This is a genomic window from Mesorhizobium sp. B2-7-3 (assembly GCF_006440715.1).
Lineage (GTDB): Bacteria > Pseudomonadota > Alphaproteobacteria > Rhizobiales > Rhizobiaceae > Mesorhizobium > Mesorhizobium australicum.
The window spans coordinates 429,749-445,931 of sequence record NZ_VFTY01000002.1 but is presented as its reverse complement, the minus strand read 5'-3'; the positions used below and the strand labels follow the sequence as shown (position 1 = coordinate 445,931).

The window sequence follows — 16,183 nt, the reverse complement described above, 5'->3', positions numbered from 1 at the left end:
ATCCTCCATCTTGGGGCTTGCAAGATAGACTTGCTTGCTGCATGTCCGGATCGCCGCGACTACGCAGCGGTTGACATACGCTTACCACCGAGATGGGCGCGGCGTACCGCGCAAAAAACTCATCACATCTTGAGTTCACAGCCTTAGGGGTTTGAGATCAAAGGCTAATCCCTCTTTCAACTGCGCTGCAACTCTACTGGTTTGGGCAATTTCATCGCTTGCTCGATCAACCATGATTTGAAGAGGTTCGCAGCATTGGAGAGGGGCTTCTTCCTGTTCCACGCAATACAAAAACCGATCGGATCCCGCATACTTAATGTTGTAACTCGTAAGAGCTTCCCCTGCTGTATGAGCGGGTGGACAAGGGAATGCCATCCTAAGGCTATTCCCTGATCTGCTTCGGCAGCAGAGAGCATGAGGACATACTTCGAGAATCGGACGCCTCGGAGAGCGTGAAATGAAACCGACATTGCCTGGAAAAAATCCTGCCATAGCGGCCAATCCGGATTTGTCCAATCCATGTGCAACAACGGAAGGTCTTTTAGCCTGTCCGCCGTGATAGGATCGTGCAGCTCCGCGAAACGCGGGCCAGCCACTGGATAGATCAGGTCCTCGAACAGAGGATGGGTTTCCTCATTTGGCCAAGCGCCCGTCGCAGGACGTATAAACAGATCAATCTGTGTGTTCCTGAAATCTCGCACGGTATCCGAAACGAAGTAGTTGATCGAAACGCCCGGATACCTCGTCCAAAAGTCCGGCATTCTTGGCATCAACCACGCCGTAGCAAATGCATCGGTGCAAGCGAATGTGACGCTCTCGAATGCACGCTCCGACTTCACCGCCCGAATCGCGTCGGCGCACCGTGCAAAACTCGCCGCTACTTCAGAGAACAGATCTTGACCCGGCGGCGTCAGATTTACACCGCTCTTGTCGCGCTGAAACAATCGTACGCCGAGTTCGTCCTCCAACGCTTTGATCTGGCGGCTTACGGCCCCTGTCGTGACATTCAGCTCATCCGCTGCCTGCTTAAAACTTGCGCTCCTGGCCGCGGCCTCGAAGACAGCGAGGGTTGTCAGGGGTGGGAGCCCATGGAATTTTCGAGCGATGGCTGCCTCCTTTATCTGAACGAATTGCGATGGCTAGATGTCCTAATATCGCGATAAGCGGTCACTAAAATCAGTTCCTCGCGTACATTCCTCCCATTCTTGCATCTCCATTTTCACCTGCTCGATTTTCTGCCGTGCTCGCAAGAGGGCGTCAGTTCCTAGTAGAAGGTGGAGCGGTGGCGATGCCGACTCCACCATATCCACGATCATCGCTGCCGCTTTGTCAGGGTCGCCCGGTTGGTTGCGATCAACCGTACCAAGCGCGGCCACTGTCCTGCCTACGGTCTCAGCGTAGCCACTATCTGCCGCCCTGCTTGTACGCACGGAGGCGGCGCTAAGAAACTCTGTCCTAAACTGTCCCGGCGCCACGGCAGTGACTTTGATCCCAGTCGGCGCAACCTCGGCCGCAAGTGACGACGCAAATCCTTCGACCGCATGTTTGGCCGCTGAGTACAAGGCTGCTCCAAGGCTCGGCGCCCTGCCTGCAATCGACGTTATAAATATAATATGCCCTGAGCGCTGTCGTCTCAGATGAGGAAGGAAAAGGCGCGCCACTCTTATCGGAGCAAATACATTGACTTCGAATAGCGACCTGAGTTCTTCCTCGGTCGAGTCTTCGACAGCCCCCAACAAGCCGTAGCCAGCATTGTTCACGACGACATCGATCGTGCCGGAAATAGAAAATGACTTCTGAACGGCAAACTCCATTGCCGACACGTCCTGCATGTCCACCTTGAGAGCGTGAAACTGGCCCGGCCTTTCCAAGTCGGGCGGATTGCCTCGGACGGTGCCAACCACCCGATCACCATCGGCGAGCACGGCCTTGGCGATTGCCAAACCAAGGCCGCGTGATACGCCGGTGATAAACCAGGTCTTCATAAAATACTCCGGCCGGCCTAGCTCTTTATGTACCAACCCCAGCGTTCGTCGGTGGCATACTTCGTGATCTGTTTGGTTTCGAGATAGTTTTCGAACCCCCAACGCCCCAATTCACGTCCAATGCCCGACTGTTTGTAGCCGCCCCAAGGGGCTTCGGTGAAAGTTGGCTGAGAGCAGTTGATCCAAACGATGCCGGCGCGTAAAGCAGCCGCAACCCGATCGGCCCGAGCTCCGTCTTTCGACATCACAGCTGCGGCCAGACCGAAACGGGAATCATTCGCCAGGCGCACGGCGTCATCTTCTGCCGAGAATGGCCTTATACAGACGACCGGGCCGAAGATTTCTTCGGTCCAAGCTGCACTGTCGAGAGGTACGTCCGTAAGGATCGTCGGTTCGAGAAAATAGCCTTTTTCGAGGTTTTCGGGACGATTTCCGCCAATGACAACATTGGCGCCTGCATCCTTTGCAACGCTGATAGCCCTTGTAACAAGTTCGTACTGCCGCTGCGACACGAGAGGCCCTAGCAAGACGCCCTTCCCTTCGCCGCCCCCGATCTTGATCTTCCTTGTTTCGGCAACCAACCTTTCCAGAAGAGGTGCATAAAGTCGTTCCTGTACAAGGACGCGTGATGTCGCCGAACACACCTGACCCTGGTTCCAGAAGATGCCGAACATGATCCACTCGACAGCCTGCTCGATGTCGGCATCTTCAAAGATCAGAAACGGCGACTTTCCCCCGAGTTCGAGACTGACTTTCTTGATGTCGCGGGCTGCGGCGGCCATGATCTTCGAACCGGTCGGAACCGAACCCGTAAATGCCAGTTTGTCTACCCCGGGATGCTCCGCCAACGGCTGCCCCGCCTCGCCACCTAGACCAGTGACGATATTGAGTACGCCTGCTGGCAACCCGACATTGTCAGCAATCGCTGCAAGCTCCAGAGCTGTTAATGGCGTCAACTCAGAAGGCTTCAACACGACTGTACAGCCGGCGGCCAACGCAGGCGCAACCTTCCAGGCAGCCATCAGCAAGGGATAGTTCCACGGGATGATGGCGGCGGCGACCCCCACCGGCTCCTTGACAACCTTCGAGGTAAAGCGAGGATCGGGAAGGGTGATCGCCTCTTCAGCCCCATTGTCGAATTGCTCTGCAAGGTTAGCGTAGAATTCAAAGCATCCCGCAGCGTCGCCGATATCCCACTCTGCCTCAGGCAGCGGCTTGCCATTGTCCCGGACCTCAAGAAGCGCAATTTCCGCTTGGCGTTCGCGAATACCTGCGGCAATCGCTCGCAGATATTTTGCCCGCTCCGCACCTCGAAGTCTAGGCCACTCGCCCGTATCGAAGGCCCTGCGAGCTGCAGAAACTGCGGCGTCGATATCTTCCGCCGTACCCGCGCCGACTTGCTGGATGACTTCTTCGGTCGCGGGGTTGATGACATCAAACATCCCACCTTGCACGGGATCAGCCCATTTCCCGTCGATATACAACTGGTTCCTCATGAAACCTCTCTTAAAGCGCTCCAAGCAGCGAGAATGAGTTAGCTCTAATATTAGGACAGTTTATCCTAAGCGCTCGTGAGCCCGGTGAGCCTACATCTTGGTACGCTCTGACTTCGGGTCATACATGGGGCGAAGCGATGCCTCCGCTCCGTATCGAACGCCAGCAATTTCGATCTCGTAGTTTGACGCGAGAACCTGATCCTCGCTTTCACCTTCGCAAGGCACATACCCCATGCCAATCGCGCCACCCAGATAGTGGCCATAGTTGCCGGAGGTGATGATCGAAACAATTTTCCCATCGCGGACCAACGCCTCGTTATGGAAGAGCAGAGGCGCGGGGTCTTTCAAGCGGAACTGGAGCATTCGGCGCTTCAGCCCCTCCTGTTTTACCCGCAGCACCGCATCGCGCCCGATGAAATCGCCCTTGTTCGGCTTGACAGCAAATCCGAGTCCGGCTTCCAGAACATGATCCTCGTCGGTGATGTCATGGCCATAATGCCGGAAGCCTTTTTCAATACGGCAACTGTCGAGCGTATGAAGGCCACAGAGCTTCAAGTCGAACTCGTGGCCGGCTTCTTCGATCGCCTCGAAGACATGTGCCGTCTGGTCGCTGGAGACATAAATCTCCCAGCCTAATTCACCGACATAAGTTACGCGATGCGCACGCGCCAAGCCCATGCCAATTTCGATTTTTTGCGTCGTACCGAACGGGAAAGCTTCGTTGGAGAAATCATTCGGGCTGACGCCGCTGATGACATCTCGGGCCTTCGGTCCCATCAGAACCAAAACGGATTCGGCGGCCGTGATATCTGTGATGACGGCAAACTCTTCGGTCTTGATCTGTTTGCGCATCCAAGCGAGATCGCGCTGCAACGTAGCGCCGGGAACCACAGCAAAGAAGGCTGTGTCCGACAAGCGGGTGATGGTCAGATCGCTCTCGATGCCTCCTCGTTCATTCAGCATTTGCGTATATGCTATCTTGCCCGGAGCGACATCCATCTGATTGGCGCAAACGCGTTGCAGGAAAGCCAGCGCGTCGCGACCCTCGATGCGTATCTTGCCGAAAGACGTCATGTCGAACAGACCAACGCCATTGCGGATCGCCAGATGCTCTTCTTTCTGGTTCTCGAACCAGTTCTGCCGTTTCCAGCTGTAGCGGTATTCGCGCTCCTGGCCTTCCTTGGCGAACCAGTTGGCGCGTTCCCAGCCGGCGACTTCGCCAAACACAGCGCCGCGAGCCTTTAAGTGCTCATGCAGGGGCGAGCGGCGCACGCCGCGCGACGTTGCCATCTGCCTATAGGGAAAATGGTCGGCGTAAAGCAGGCCGAGCGTTTCCGACACGCGCTCCTTGAGATAGCGACGGTTCTTCTGGAACGGCTGCGCACGACGGATATCGACCTCCCATAGGTCGAAGGGCGGCTCACCGTCGTTCATCCACTGCGCCAGCGCCATACCCGCTCCGCCTGAGGAGACGATGCCGATCGAATTGTAGCCGGCGGCAACCCAGTAGCCCTTCAACTCTGGCGCTTCGCCAAGATAGTAACGGTCATCGGGTGTGAAGCTCTCGGGACCGTTGAAGAAGGTATGGATACCCGCAGTTTCCAGCATTGGCATGCGGTTGACCGCCTTCTCCAGGATCGGTTCGAAATGCTCGAAATCCTCAGGCAGCTGATCGAAGCAAAAATCCTCGCGTATGCCATCCATGCCCCAAGGCTTGGCTTTCGGTTCGAAGGCGCCGAGCAGCATCTTGCCCGCATCTTCCTTGTAGTACGCGCATTCGTCGGGAACGCGCAGCACAGGCAGACGGGCAAGGTCAGGAATCGCCTCGGTGACGATATAGAAATGCTCACAGGCATGCAGCGGCAGCGTGACTCCGGAACGGCTGGCGAGATCCCTTCCCCACATGCCGCCGCAGTTGACAACATGATCGCTCTCGATCGTGCCCTGTTCGTCGCCCTGCACCCAGGAGACGCCGGTGACACGTCCGTCGCGGTCGTGCACCGCGGTAACCTTGACGTTCTCAATCACCTTGGCGCCAAGTTGGCGTGCGCCTTTGGCCAACGCCATGGCGATATTCGCCGGGTCGCACTGACCGTCGAGAGGTAAGTGCACTGCTCCGAGCACATCGGAAATATTGAGATGAGGATAGAGGTTCTTGACCTCCTGTGGAGAGACTTCGTGAACATCGATGTCAAAGGCACGGGCCAGGCTGGCCTGACGGTAAATCTCTTCCTTGCGCTCCTCCGTTAGCGCCACAGTGATCGAACCGTTTTGGCGCATGCCGGTGGCGATGCCAGTTTCCGCCTCCAGTTTGACATAGAGATCGGCCGAATATTTCGCCAGTCGCGTCATGTTCTGCGAGGCCCGCAGCTGGCCGATTAGTCCAGCGGCGTGCCACGTCGTTCCAGAGGTCAGTTGCTTGCGCTCGAGCAGCACGATGTCCTTCCACCCCAGCTTGGCGAGATGGTAGGCCACAGAGCAGCCGGAAATGCCGCCGCCGATAATGACGACGCGAGCCTTGGTAGGAATGTTGGTCATTTTTAGTTTCCCGGTTCTAGACCTGAGTACGTTGCTCAAATGGTCCTGAGGTAAAAACCTGTGGCGATTGCGCGCTTTTAAAGCACACCTTGCAACGCGGGCAGGACATCAAAAAGGTCACCGACAAAACCATAATCGGCGACCTGGAAAATTGGCGCCTCCGGGTCTTTGTTGATTGCGACGATGACTTTGCTGTCCTTCATGCCGGCGAGATGCTGGATGGCACCCGAGATGCCACAGGCGATGTAGAGCTGCGGGGCGACAACCTTACCCGTCTGACCGACTTGCCAGTCATTTGGCGCGTAGCCCGCGTCAACAGCCGCGCGAGACGCGCCAACGGCCGCACCGAGCTTATCAGCGACCGGGATGATTATTTCCTGGAACTTTTCAGACGAGCCCAGTGCGCGGCCGCCTGAGATGATGATCTTGGCAGAGGTTAGTTCCGGACGCTCCGACGACGATAGGGCGTCCGACACGAAGACCGAGAGATTGGAAAAAAAAGCTGCCGTTGAAATCGATTCAACGGCAGCAGTTGGGCCTTGGGAGGCTGGGGTAAACAAAGCGGTACGCACCGTGACGACCTTCTTGGCGTCGGTTGACTGAACCGTCTGGATGGCATTGCCCGCATAGATCGGACGCTTGAACGTATCTGCGGAGACGACCTCGATGATCTCAGAAACCTGTGCGACGTCGAGCAATGCTGCCACACGCGGCAAAACACTCTTGCCGACGGAGGTCGCAGCGGAGACGATCGCATCGTAGCCGCTGGCAACCGAGACGATGAGCGCCGCGAGGGGTTCTGCGAGATCGTTGGCGAGGCTTTGATCGTCGGCGAGAAGAACCTTCGAGACGCCGGCGAGCCTTGCAGCCTGTTCGGCTGCTGCCCTGGCCTCGAAGCCAGCGACCAGCACATGCACGTCGGAATCGATCCTGCCTGCCGCCGTCAGCGCCCTCGCCGTCTGGTCGGAAAGGTGGGCGTTGTCGTGATCTGCCAGAAGAAGAACGGTCATTGTAATGTTCTGCCTTTCCCGCCTCACAGCACGCCGGCTTCGGTCTTGAGCTTTTGAACCAGCTCGGAAACCGTCTTGACCTTGACGCCTGCTTTGCGGCCGGACGGTTCCTCGATCTTCAGCACCTTCAAACGCGGGGCGATATCGACGCCAAAGTCAGCCGGGCTCTTCTTGTCGAGCGTCTTCTTCTTCGCCTTCATGATGTTTGGCAGCGAAGCGTAGCGCGGTTCGTTAAGGCGAAGGTCCGTGGTAACGACGGCCGGAAGCCTCACATCGATGGTCTGTAGCCCGCCATCGACTTCGCGGGTGACCCGAGCCGAACTCGCACCGACCTCGACCTTGGAGGCAAAAGTCGCCTGCGCCCAGCCGAGCAGGGCCGAGAGCATCTGGCCAGTCTGGTTCGAATCGTCGTCGATCGCCTGCTTACCAACGATGATGAGATCGGGCGCCTCAGCTTTTGCAACGCCTTGCAGGATCTTGGCGACCGCCAGAGGCTCGACAGCATCGTCCGTCTCGACCAGCACGGCACGGTCCGCGCCCATGGCGAGCGCCATGCGCAGCGTCTCTTCGGCCTTCGCAGGACCAATCGACACCACCACTACTTCCTCTGCCTTTCCGGCTTCCTTCAGCCGCAACGCTTCCTCGACCGAAATCTCATCGAACGGGTTCATCGACATCTTGACGTTCGCAAGCTCGACACCCGAGCCGTCGGACTTGACGCGGATTTTCACGTTGTAGTCGGCGACCCGCTTGACGGGGACCAGAACCTTCATACTGAAGCACCCAATTCGAGGAATTGTCCGACTCTGTCGGTTGCCACCAACAAATGCAGTGCCCTTCTTTTACAATCATAAAACGATTTTTGCAATCGTGAAAATTTGGTATTGTTTTTTCACAGTGACGTGATTAGCTATGTGATATCGGCATGGAGGAACAAAGCGAGGACCGATGAATATTGTCTCTAGCGGCTCATAAGGGTAATCATTCCACCGATTGAAGGGAATGAATATGCCGACACACGCCGTGCAAAAATCCGATGGATCAAACGAGGATCCTTCCAACGACGATGTTATCGGCTCGCAGATCCGAGAATTGCGTAAGGCGAAGGGAATGACGCTTCAAGAAGTTGCGGATGCCGCTGGAGTATCAGTCGGCCACCTTAGTCAGATTGAGCGCAACCAATCCAAGCTGCAGATCGGAACCTTGAAGAAAATCAGCAACACGTTGGGTGTCCAAATCGCCTGGTTTTTTCATGCAACAGACATTCCAGCTGACGAGAGGGATATCATTGTTCGAGCAGACAAGAGGCGTAAGCTGACATTCACACAACTCGGTATTCAAGAAGAGCTGCTCTCCCCCAATCTAAATGGTCCGCTCGAAGTGCTGATGAGTACGATTGAAGCCGGCGCAGACAGCGGTGACTACAGCCACGGCGGGGTTGAGGCGGGCCTGGTCATAAGTGGCACGTTGGATCTCTGGGTATCTGGTCAACATTTTGTCTTGCACGCTGGAGACAGCTTCTCGTTCAAGAGTACGGAAGTCCACCGGTGCGCAAATCCCGGCCAAGAGCCTACCAAGGTGGTGTGGATCATCACGCCTCCACAGTACTGATTTCACCCGGCTTCCACTGGGCTCGTCCACATCGCTGAGAACATCCGACACCTTCATCGGTGTGATTGGAAGCATGTGCTCAGCTGACGGGTCTCGCCGTCGAAGCCCCTAACCGTTGACGTCGACGGCAACGCCGCGGCCAAGGACAATCGAGACCGGCGCGACGATGTCCGGTGCCACAGTGCCGTGCAGTCAGCACGTTCTTTGAATCGACGACCGCGGGACCACCGCCATACGAAAATAAAGGAATCCGCTGTTGCCAATTACAAAGATCTTGTGTGCCAACCGCTCCGAAATCGCCATTCGCGTGTTCCGCGCAGCCAACGAGCTCGGCATAAAAACGGTGGCGATCTGGGCGGAGGAGGACAAACTCGCGCTCCACCGCTTCAAGGCGGACGAGAGCTACCAGATCGGCCGCGGCGCGCATCTGGATCGCGACCTCGGGCCGATCGAGAGCTATCTCTCCATTTCCGAGATCATCCGCGTCGCCAAGCTCTCCGGGGCGGATGCTATCCATCCGGGCTACGGCCTGCTGTCGGAAAGCCCGGAATTCGTCGATGCCTGCGAAGCCGCCGGCATCATCTTCATCGGCCCGCGGCCGGATACGATGCGCCAGCTCGGCAACAAGGTCGCCGCGCGCAATCTCGCCATCTCCGTCGGCGTGCCCGTCGTGCCGGCGACCGATCCGCTGCCCCACAACGAGACGGAAATCCATCGCCTGGCGGAAGAGATCGGCTATCCGGTCATGCTTAAGGCCTCCTGGGGTGGCGGCGGTCGCGGCATGCGCGCGATCCGTGACCCCAAGGACCTCATCCGCGAAGTGACGGAAGCCAAGCGCGAGGCGAAGGCCGCCTTCGGGAAGGACGAGGTCTATCTCGAAAAGCTCGTCGAGCGCGCCCGTCACGTCGAAAGCCAGGTACTCGGCGACACGTATGGCAACGTCGTCCACCTCTTTGAGCGCGATTGTTCGATACAGCGCCGCAACCAGAAGGTCGTCGAGCGAGCGCCCGCCCCCTACCTGTCGGATGTCGAGCGCCAGGAGCTCGCCGCCTATTCACTGAAGATCGCCAAGGCCACGAACTACATCGGCGCTGGTACGGTCGAATATCTGATGGATATGGATTCGGGCAAATTCTACTTCATCGAAGTCAATCCGCGCATCCAGGTCGAGCACACGGTCACCGAAGTCGTCACCGGCATCGATATCGTCAAGGCGCAGATCCATATCCTCGAAGGCTTTGCTATCGGCACGCCGGAATCAGGGGTTCCCAAGCAACAGGATATCCGTCTGAACGGCCATGCGCTGCAGTGCCGCATCACCACGGAAGATCCGGAACAGAACTTCATTCCTGATTATGGCCGCATCACCGGCTATCGTTCGGCTTCGGGCTTCGGCGTCCGCCTCGATGGCGGCACGGCCTATCCGGGCGCCGTCATCACGCGCTATTACGACCCGCTGCTGGTCAAGGTCACCGCCTGGTCGCCGAGCCCGCAGGAAACGATCGCCCGCATGGATCGTGCGCTGCGCGAGTTCCGTATCCGCGGTGTCGCCACCAATCTGACCTTCCTTGAAGCCATCATCACGCATCCGAAATTCAAGGACAATACCTATACGACCCGGTTCATCGACACGACGCCGGAACTGTTCCAGCAGGTCAAGCGTCAGGACCGGGCCACCAAGCTCTTGACTTATCTGGCCGACGTGACGGTCAACGGCCATCCCGAAGCCAAGGGCCGGCCGAAGCCGAGCGCCGATGCTGCAAAGCCGATCATTCCGCGCAGCAAGGGCAAGATCGTCGACGGCACCAAGCAGAAGCTCGACGCGCTCGGTCCGAACGAGTTCGCCAAATGGGTGCGTGCCGAAAAGCGCGTGCTGCTCACCGATACGACCATGCGCGACGGTCATCAGTCGCTGCTCGCCACCCGCGTGCGAACCTATGATATCGCCCGAATCGCCGGCACTTATGCCCGCGCTCTGCCAAACCTGTTCTCGCTCGAATGCTGGGGTGGCGCGACCTTCGACGTCTCGATGCGCTTCCTCACGGAAGATCCGTGGGAACGTCTTGCCAAGGTGCGCGAAGATGCGCCGAACCTGCTTCTGCAGATGCTGCTGCGCGGCGCCAACGGCGTCGGCTACAAGAACTACCCGGACAATGTCGTCAAATACTTCGTCCGCCAGGCGGCCAAATGCGGCATCGACATCTTCCGCGTCTTCGACTGCCTGAACTGGGTCGACAACATGCGCGTCTCGATGGACGCCGTGGCTGAAGAGAACAAGATCTGCGAAGCGGCCATCTGCTACACTGGCGACATTCTCAACTCGGCCCGTCCGAAGTATGATCTGAAATATTATGCCGCCCTTGCTGCCGAGCTTGAAAAGGCCGGCGCTAACATGCTCGCGCTGAAGGACATGGCCGGTCTCCTGAAGCCGGCAGCCGCCAAGGTGCTGTTCAAGGCCTTGCGCGAAGCGACGGACCTGCCGATCCATTTCCATACGCATGACACGTCGGGTATTTCCGCCGCGACCGTTCTTGCCGCCGTGGATGCGGGCGTCGACGTCGTCGATGCGGCGATGGATGCCTTCTCCGGCAACACGTCGCAGCCCTGCCTCGGTTCGATCGTCGAAGCATTGCGCGGGTCCGAGCGCGATCCCGGCCTCGATCCGGAATGGATCCGCCGCATCTCGTTCTACTGGGAGGCCGTGCGCAACCAGTACGTGGCCTTCGAGAGCGACCTCAAGGGGCCGGCGTCCGAAGTCTACCTGCATGAAATGCCGGGCGGCCAGTTCACCAATCTCAAGGAACAGGCCAGGTCGCTCGGTCTCGAAACGCGTTGGCACCAGGTGGCTCAAGCCTATGCCGATGCCAACCAGATGTTCGGCGATATCGTCAAGGTGACGCCGTCCTCCAAGGTCGTCGGCGATATGGCGTTGATGATGGTGTCCCAGGACCTGACGGTCGCGGATGTCGAAAACCCGGCCAAGGATGTCTCCTTCCCCGAATCGGTGGTCTCCATGCTGAAGGGCGATCTCGGCCAGCCTCCGGGCGGATGGCCGAAGGCGCTGCAGGACAAGGCGTTGAAGGGCGAAAAGCCGTATACCGCGGTTCCCGGCTCGCTGCTGGCGCCGGCCGATCTGGATGCTGAACGCAAGGCCATCGAAGAACAGCTCGGCCGCGAGGTGTCCGACAACGAGTTCGCCTCCTACCTGATGTATCCGAAGGTCTTCACCGACTATGCGCTGGCTGCCGACACCTACGGTCCTGTGAGCGTCCTGCCGACGCCAGCCTATTTCTACGGCCTGACCGCCGGCGAGGAACTCTTGCCGGAACTGGAAAAGGGCGTCTCGCTGGTGGTCCAGCACCAGGCGATGAGCGAGCCTGACGAGCAGGGGATGGTCAAGGTATTCTTCGAGATCAACGGTCAGCCGCGACTGATCAAAGTTCCCGACCGCAATCGTGTAGCGTCGAGCACCGCGCGCCGCAAATCCGATCTCACAAATGCTGCCCATCTCGGCGCGCCGATGCCCGGCGTCATTTCAACGGTCTTCGTTTCGGCCGGCCAAACGGTCAAATGCGGCGACGTGCTGCTCTCCATCGAAGCGATGAAGATGGAAACGGCGCTGCACGCGGAAAAGGACGGGATGATCGCCGACGTCCTCGTCAAGACCGGCGACCAGATCGATACCAAGGACCTGCTGATCGTGTATCTGCTCTAAACCGGAGATGGCTGGCTTTCGTCTAACCCACTGCGAAGGGGTACCGGCAACGCATGACCAATCTTCAAATCTATGAACCCATCGCAAGTCTTGTTTTGGTCACCGCCTATAAGGGGGAGACCACTTGTGGCCAATCTGCTTACAGATCCCTCACACAACCCATAATTTTTTGAGGGACCAAATTTTCGCCGCTTTGACACACGCGCAGATGCCAATTCCACACCAGAAGTTATCGTTCATGAAATCTTTTTCGCATTTGTGAAATTTGATTGCATTATTTTCACCTCATTATTATGATGTCAGTGCTGGAGACACTGTGTCCAACATGACCCAGAGGTTCGCCGTCGCCAAAACAGAACGCCTTGCCGCCAAGTTCGTCCGCCCGCAGCCAATGGTGAACGACCCACAGAGCCCATGCTTATGAATGATTTTGGAGCGACTTGTGCCTACAACCAATCTCGTCCTCACCGTTTCGTGCAAATCGACACGCGGCATCGTCGCCGCGATCTCCGGCTATCTTGCCGACAAAGGTTGCAACATTGTCGACAGCTCACAGTTCGACGATTTGGAAACAGGCCAATTCTTTATGCGAGTTGGATTCTTACCAGAAACCGGGTTGAGCGACGCTGAAATCCGCGAAGGCTTCAAGGAAATAGCAGCGAAATTCGCGATGAATTTCGATTTCAACCGCAGTGACAAGAGAACAAAAGTTCTCTTGATGGTCTCGCGTTTTGGCCATTGCCTTAACGATCTGCTTTACCGCTGGAAGATCGGCGCTCTGCCGATCGAGATCGTCGGCGTCGTCTCCAACCATTTCGATTACCAGAAGGTCGTCGTCAACCACGACATCCCTTTCCACCACATTCCGGTGACCAAGGCCAACAAGCCGCAGGCGGAAGCCCGCATCATGGACGTGGTCGAGCAGACCGGCAGCGAGCTGATCGTGCTCGCACGCTACATGCAGATCCTTTCGGACCAGATGTGCCAGAAGATGTCGGGCCGCATCATTAACATCCACCACTCATTCCTCCCTTCATTCAAGGGCGCAAACCCCTACAAGCAGGCCTACGAGCGCGGCGTAAAGTTGATCGGCGCAACGGCCCATTATGTCACAGCCGATCTAGACGAAGGCCCGATCATTGAGCAGGACACAGCCCGCATCACCCATGCGCAGTCGGCCGACGATTATGTCTCGATCGGGCGTGATGTCGAAAGCCAGGTTCTGGCTCGCGCCGTGCACGCTCATATCCACAACCGCACCTTTATCAACGGCAACAAGACCATCGTCTTCCCGCCGAGCCCCGGCACCTACAAATCAGAGCGCATGGGGTGAATGATGACCACTGTAGTTGACGGAAAGGAAGTCGCCGCCTCGGTGATCGGCGTTGTGAAGACCACTACCATGGCGCTCGCGAAGGATACCGGTGTAAAGCCCGGTCTTGCCGTCATCATCGTCGGTGACGATCCGGCTAGCCACACTTATCTCTCCTCGAAGAGTCGTATCGCCAAGGAGTGCGGTTTCACCTCGATCCAGCACACGCTGCCGGCCGAAACGACGCAAGGTGATCTCGCCGCCCTCGTCGAAACGCTGAACCGGGACAAGACCGTTCACGGCATCCTCGTCCAGCTGCCGCTGCCCAGGCCGCTCGAGTCCGATCCGATCATCCAGTCGATCCTGCCGGAAAAGGACGTGGACGGTCTCCATGTCGTCAATGCCGGCAAAGTCGCTACGGGCGATCTCGACGGCGGCCTCGTCTCATGCACGCCGGCCGGCGCCATGGTCTTCGTGCGCCGCACACACGGCGAGGACCTCTCCGGTCTCAGCGCGGTCGTCATTGGCCGATCGAACCTCTTCGGCAAGCCGATGGCGGCCTTGCTGCTCGCTGCGAACGCTACGGTCACCACGGCCCATTCGCGCACGAAGGACCTCGCCGGTGTGTGACGTAATGCCGATATCCTGGTCGCCGCCGTCGGACGCCCGGAAATGGTAAAGGGCGACTGGGTGAAACCCGGGGCCACGATCATCGACGTCGGCATCAACCGCGTGCCGGCACCCGAGAAGGGGGAGGGCAAGTCCCGCCTCGTTGGCGATGTCGCCTTCGAGGAATGCGCGGAGGTCGCGAGCACCATAACGCCGGTTCCCGGCGGCGTCGGCCCAATGACCATCGCCATGCTGATGGCGAACACGGTGATCGCCGCCTATCGCAAGCTCGGCCGCACGCCGCCGAAATTCTGAGAGATCGCAGATGAGCGAAGAAATGCAACTCCCGGAACGCGAGAGCATGGAATTTGACGTCGTGATCGTGACGGCTGCTCCGGCGGGCCTGTCTGCGGCGATCCGCGCTAATGCAAGGTCACTCGGCTCGGCGTCACATCCAGCATACATTTCATTCAATATTTCTGAATCATTTCGGAGCTGATCATGACAGCGACTTCAAACTACCTCACACACGCGGTGGCAGCCGACCGCGCCCATGTCTGGCATCACCTCAGCCAACACAAGCCGTACGAAAACACCGACCCCAGGGTTTTTGTCGAAGGCAAAGGTCTCAAGCTTTGGGACGCCAAGGGCAACGAGTATCTGGACGCGGTGTCGGGCGGTGTCTGGACCGTCAATGTCGGCTATGGCCGTGAAAGCATCGCCAATGTGGTCCGCGACCAACTTATCAAACTGAATTATTACGCCGGCGCTGCCGGCAACGTTCCTGGCGCGATGTTTGCCGAAAGACTCGTTGAAAAGATGCCAGGCTTGAGCCGGGTCTACTATTCAAACTCCGGAAGTGAGGCAAACGAGAAGGTGTACAAGATGGTGCGCCAGATTGCGCATCGTCACCATGGCGGAAAAAAATGGAAGATCCTATTTCGTGAACGCGATTACCATGGGACGACGATCGCAACGCTCGCCACCTCTGGTCAGCCACAGCGTGCTGATCACTACGGCCCCTATCCCGACGGTTTTGTAATGGTTCCCCACTGCCTGGAGTACCGGAAGCAGTGGGACGTGGAAAATTACGGCGAGCGTGCTGCTGACGCGATCGAAGAAGTGATTCTGCGCGAAGGACCGGAAAGCGTGGGATGCCTGGTATTGGAGCCTGTTACCGCTGGGGGTGGCGTGATTGTGCCCCCTCCGGGTTACTGGGAACGAGTGCAGGACATCTGCCGAAAATACGACATTCTTCTGCATATCGATGAGGTCGTTTGCGGGCTTGGGCGCACCGGTAAATGGTTTGGATATCAGCACTACGGAATCCAGCCCGATTTTGTGACCATGGCCAAGGGCGTGGCGTCGGGCTATGCGGCGATCTCCTGCACGGTCACCACAGAACGGGTCTTCGATCTGTTCAAGGACGTGCCAGATGACGTCATGAGCTATTTCCGGGACATCTCGACGTTCGGAGGCTGCACATCCGGCCCAGCCGCGGCCTTGGAAAACATGCGCATTATCGAAGAGGAAAATCTTCTAGAGAACACCGTGGAAATGGGGGAACGCTGCCTTTCCAATCTGCGGTCGTTGATGGAGAAGCACGCAGTCATCGGCGACGTGAGGGGCAAAGGGCTATTTCTGGGCGCAGAACTCGTCGCGGATCGGGCCACCAAGGAACCTCTGGGCGAGAAAATCGTCCAGGCCGTTGTAGCCCGATGCCTTTCACAGGGCGTGATTATTGGGGCTACGAACCGCTCGCTCTATGGCCTGAACAACACGCTATGCTTGTCCCCTGCCCTTATTGCATCAGCCGATGATATCGACCGGATCACGTCGACTATCGATAGCGCACTAGCGCACGTGCTTTCCTAAAGGTCGGCGGCGACCGCCGAAGCCGCATTCGA

General features: G+C 57.9%; 11 protein-coding genes and 1 pseudogene. 6 read left to right on the top strand and 6 right to left on the bottom strand.

Translation table 11 applies throughout. The features are described from left to right. Positions 1-176 precede the first annotated feature (176 nt). From FJW04_RS30150 to FJW04_RS06125, 6 genes are all read right to left on the bottom strand, one after another. Complete coding sequence (locus FJW04_RS30150) at positions 177-1,076, bottom strand: LysR substrate-binding domain-containing protein (RefSeq protein WP_281405539.1); 900 nt, start codon at positions 1,074-1,076, stop codon at positions 177-179. Between the two features lie 72 nt (positions 1,077-1,148). Further along, positions 1,149-1,985, bottom strand: coding sequence for an SDR family NAD(P)-dependent oxidoreductase (locus FJW04_RS06145; RefSeq protein ID WP_140712980.1), 837 nt, complete (start codon positions 1,983-1,985; stop codon positions 1,149-1,151). A 17-nt stretch (positions 1,986-2,002) separates the two neighbouring features. Next, complete coding sequence (locus FJW04_RS06140; RefSeq protein WP_140712978.1) at positions 2,003-3,481, bottom strand: aldehyde dehydrogenase family protein; 1,479 nt, start codon at positions 3,479-3,481, stop codon at positions 2,003-2,005. A 90-nt stretch (positions 3,482-3,571) separates the two neighbouring features. Further along, the gene (locus tag FJW04_RS06135) at positions 3,572-6,019 is read right to left on the bottom strand and encodes an FAD-dependent oxidoreductase (RefSeq protein ID WP_140712976.1); all 2,448 of its coding nucleotides are present in this window, start codon (positions 6,017-6,019) and stop codon (positions 3,572-3,574) included. Positions 6,020-6,096: 77 nt separating this feature from the next. Further along, positions 6,097-7,029 (bottom strand): electron transfer flavoprotein subunit alpha/FixB family protein, encoded by a 933-nt coding sequence (locus FJW04_RS06130; protein ID WP_140712974.1) that lies wholly within the window; start codon positions 7,027-7,029, stop codon positions 6,097-6,099. Between the two features lie 23 nt (positions 7,030-7,052). Continuing rightward, positions 7,053-7,802, bottom strand: coding sequence for an electron transfer flavoprotein subunit beta/FixA family protein (locus FJW04_RS06125; RefSeq protein ID WP_140712972.1), 750 nt, complete (start codon positions 7,800-7,802; stop codon positions 7,053-7,055). Positions 7,803-8,037: 235 nt separating this feature from the next. Between FJW04_RS06125 and FJW04_RS06120 the strand changes: the two genes are divergently transcribed. The 6 genes and pseudogenes from FJW04_RS06120 (at position 8,038) to tpa (ending at position 16,151) form a co-directional block, all read left to right on the top strand. Further along, positions 8,038-8,640: an XRE family transcriptional regulator gene (locus FJW04_RS06120; RefSeq protein WP_140712970.1), complete on the top strand. Its 603-nt coding sequence runs from the start codon at positions 8,038-8,040 to the stop codon at positions 8,638-8,640. A 256-nt stretch (positions 8,641-8,896) separates the two neighbouring features. Continuing rightward, entirely contained in the window at positions 8,897-12,355 is a 3,459-nt protein-coding gene (pyc, locus tag FJW04_RS06115; protein WP_140712968.1) for a pyruvate carboxylase, read from the top strand. Between the two features lie 424 nt (positions 12,356-12,779). Continuing rightward, positions 12,780-13,688: a formyltetrahydrofolate deformylase gene (gene purU, locus FJW04_RS06110; RefSeq protein ID WP_140712966.1), complete on the top strand. Its 909-nt coding sequence runs from the start codon at positions 12,780-12,782 to the stop codon at positions 13,686-13,688. 3 nt (positions 13,689-13,691) lie between these two features. Beyond that, a pseudogene (folD, locus tag FJW04_RS06105) lies at positions 13,692-14,591 on the top strand (bifunctional methylenetetrahydrofolate dehydrogenase/methenyltetrahydrofolate cyclohydrolase FolD). A 10-nt stretch (positions 14,592-14,601) separates the two neighbouring features. Further along, positions 14,602-14,775, top strand: coding sequence for a hypothetical protein (locus tag FJW04_RS29885; protein ID WP_181172897.1), 174 nt, complete (start codon positions 14,602-14,604; stop codon positions 14,773-14,775). A 2-nt stretch (positions 14,776-14,777) separates the two neighbouring features. Then, positions 14,778-16,151, top strand: coding sequence for a hypotaurine--pyruvate aminotransferase Tpa (gene tpa / locus FJW04_RS06100; protein WP_181172889.1), 1,374 nt, complete (start codon positions 14,778-14,780; stop codon positions 16,149-16,151). The last annotated feature ends 32 nt before the right edge of the window (positions 16,152-16,183 follow it).

What these genes read in the sequence shown, in the direction of transcription:
- FJW04_RS06140 (WP_140712978.1), bottom strand. Translation starts at nt 3,481, where the DNA reads ATGAGGAACCAGTTGTATATCGACGGGAAATGGGCTGATCCCGTGCAA.
- FJW04_RS06125 (WP_140712972.1), bottom strand. Translation starts at nt 7,802, where the DNA reads ATGAAGGTTCTGGTCCCCGTCAAGCGGGTCGCCGACTACAACGTGAAA.
- FJW04_RS29885 (WP_181172897.1), top strand. Translation starts at nt 14,602, where the DNA reads ATGAGCGAAGAAATGCAACTCCCGGAACGCGAGAGCATGGAATTTGAC.
- FJW04_RS06130 (WP_140712974.1), bottom strand. Translation starts at nt 7,029, where the DNA reads ATGACCGTTCTTCTTCTGGCAGATCACGACAACGCCCACCTTTCCGAC.
- FJW04_RS06135 (WP_140712976.1), bottom strand. Translation starts at nt 6,019, where the DNA reads ATGACCAACATTCCTACCAAGGCTCGCGTCGTCATTATCGGCGGCGGC.
- purU (WP_140712966.1), top strand. Translation starts at nt 12,780, where the DNA reads ATGATTTTGGAGCGACTTGTGCCTACAACCAATCTCGTCCTCACCGTT.
- FJW04_RS06120 (WP_140712970.1), top strand. Translation starts at nt 8,038, where the DNA reads ATGCCGACACACGCCGTGCAAAAATCCGATGGATCAAACGAGGATCCT.
- tpa (WP_181172889.1), top strand. Translation starts at nt 14,778, where the DNA reads ATGACAGCGACTTCAAACTACCTCACACACGCGGTGGCAGCCGACCGC.
- FJW04_RS06145 (WP_140712980.1), bottom strand. Translation starts at nt 1,985, where the DNA reads ATGAAGACCTGGTTTATCACCGGCGTATCACGCGGCCTTGGTTTGGCA.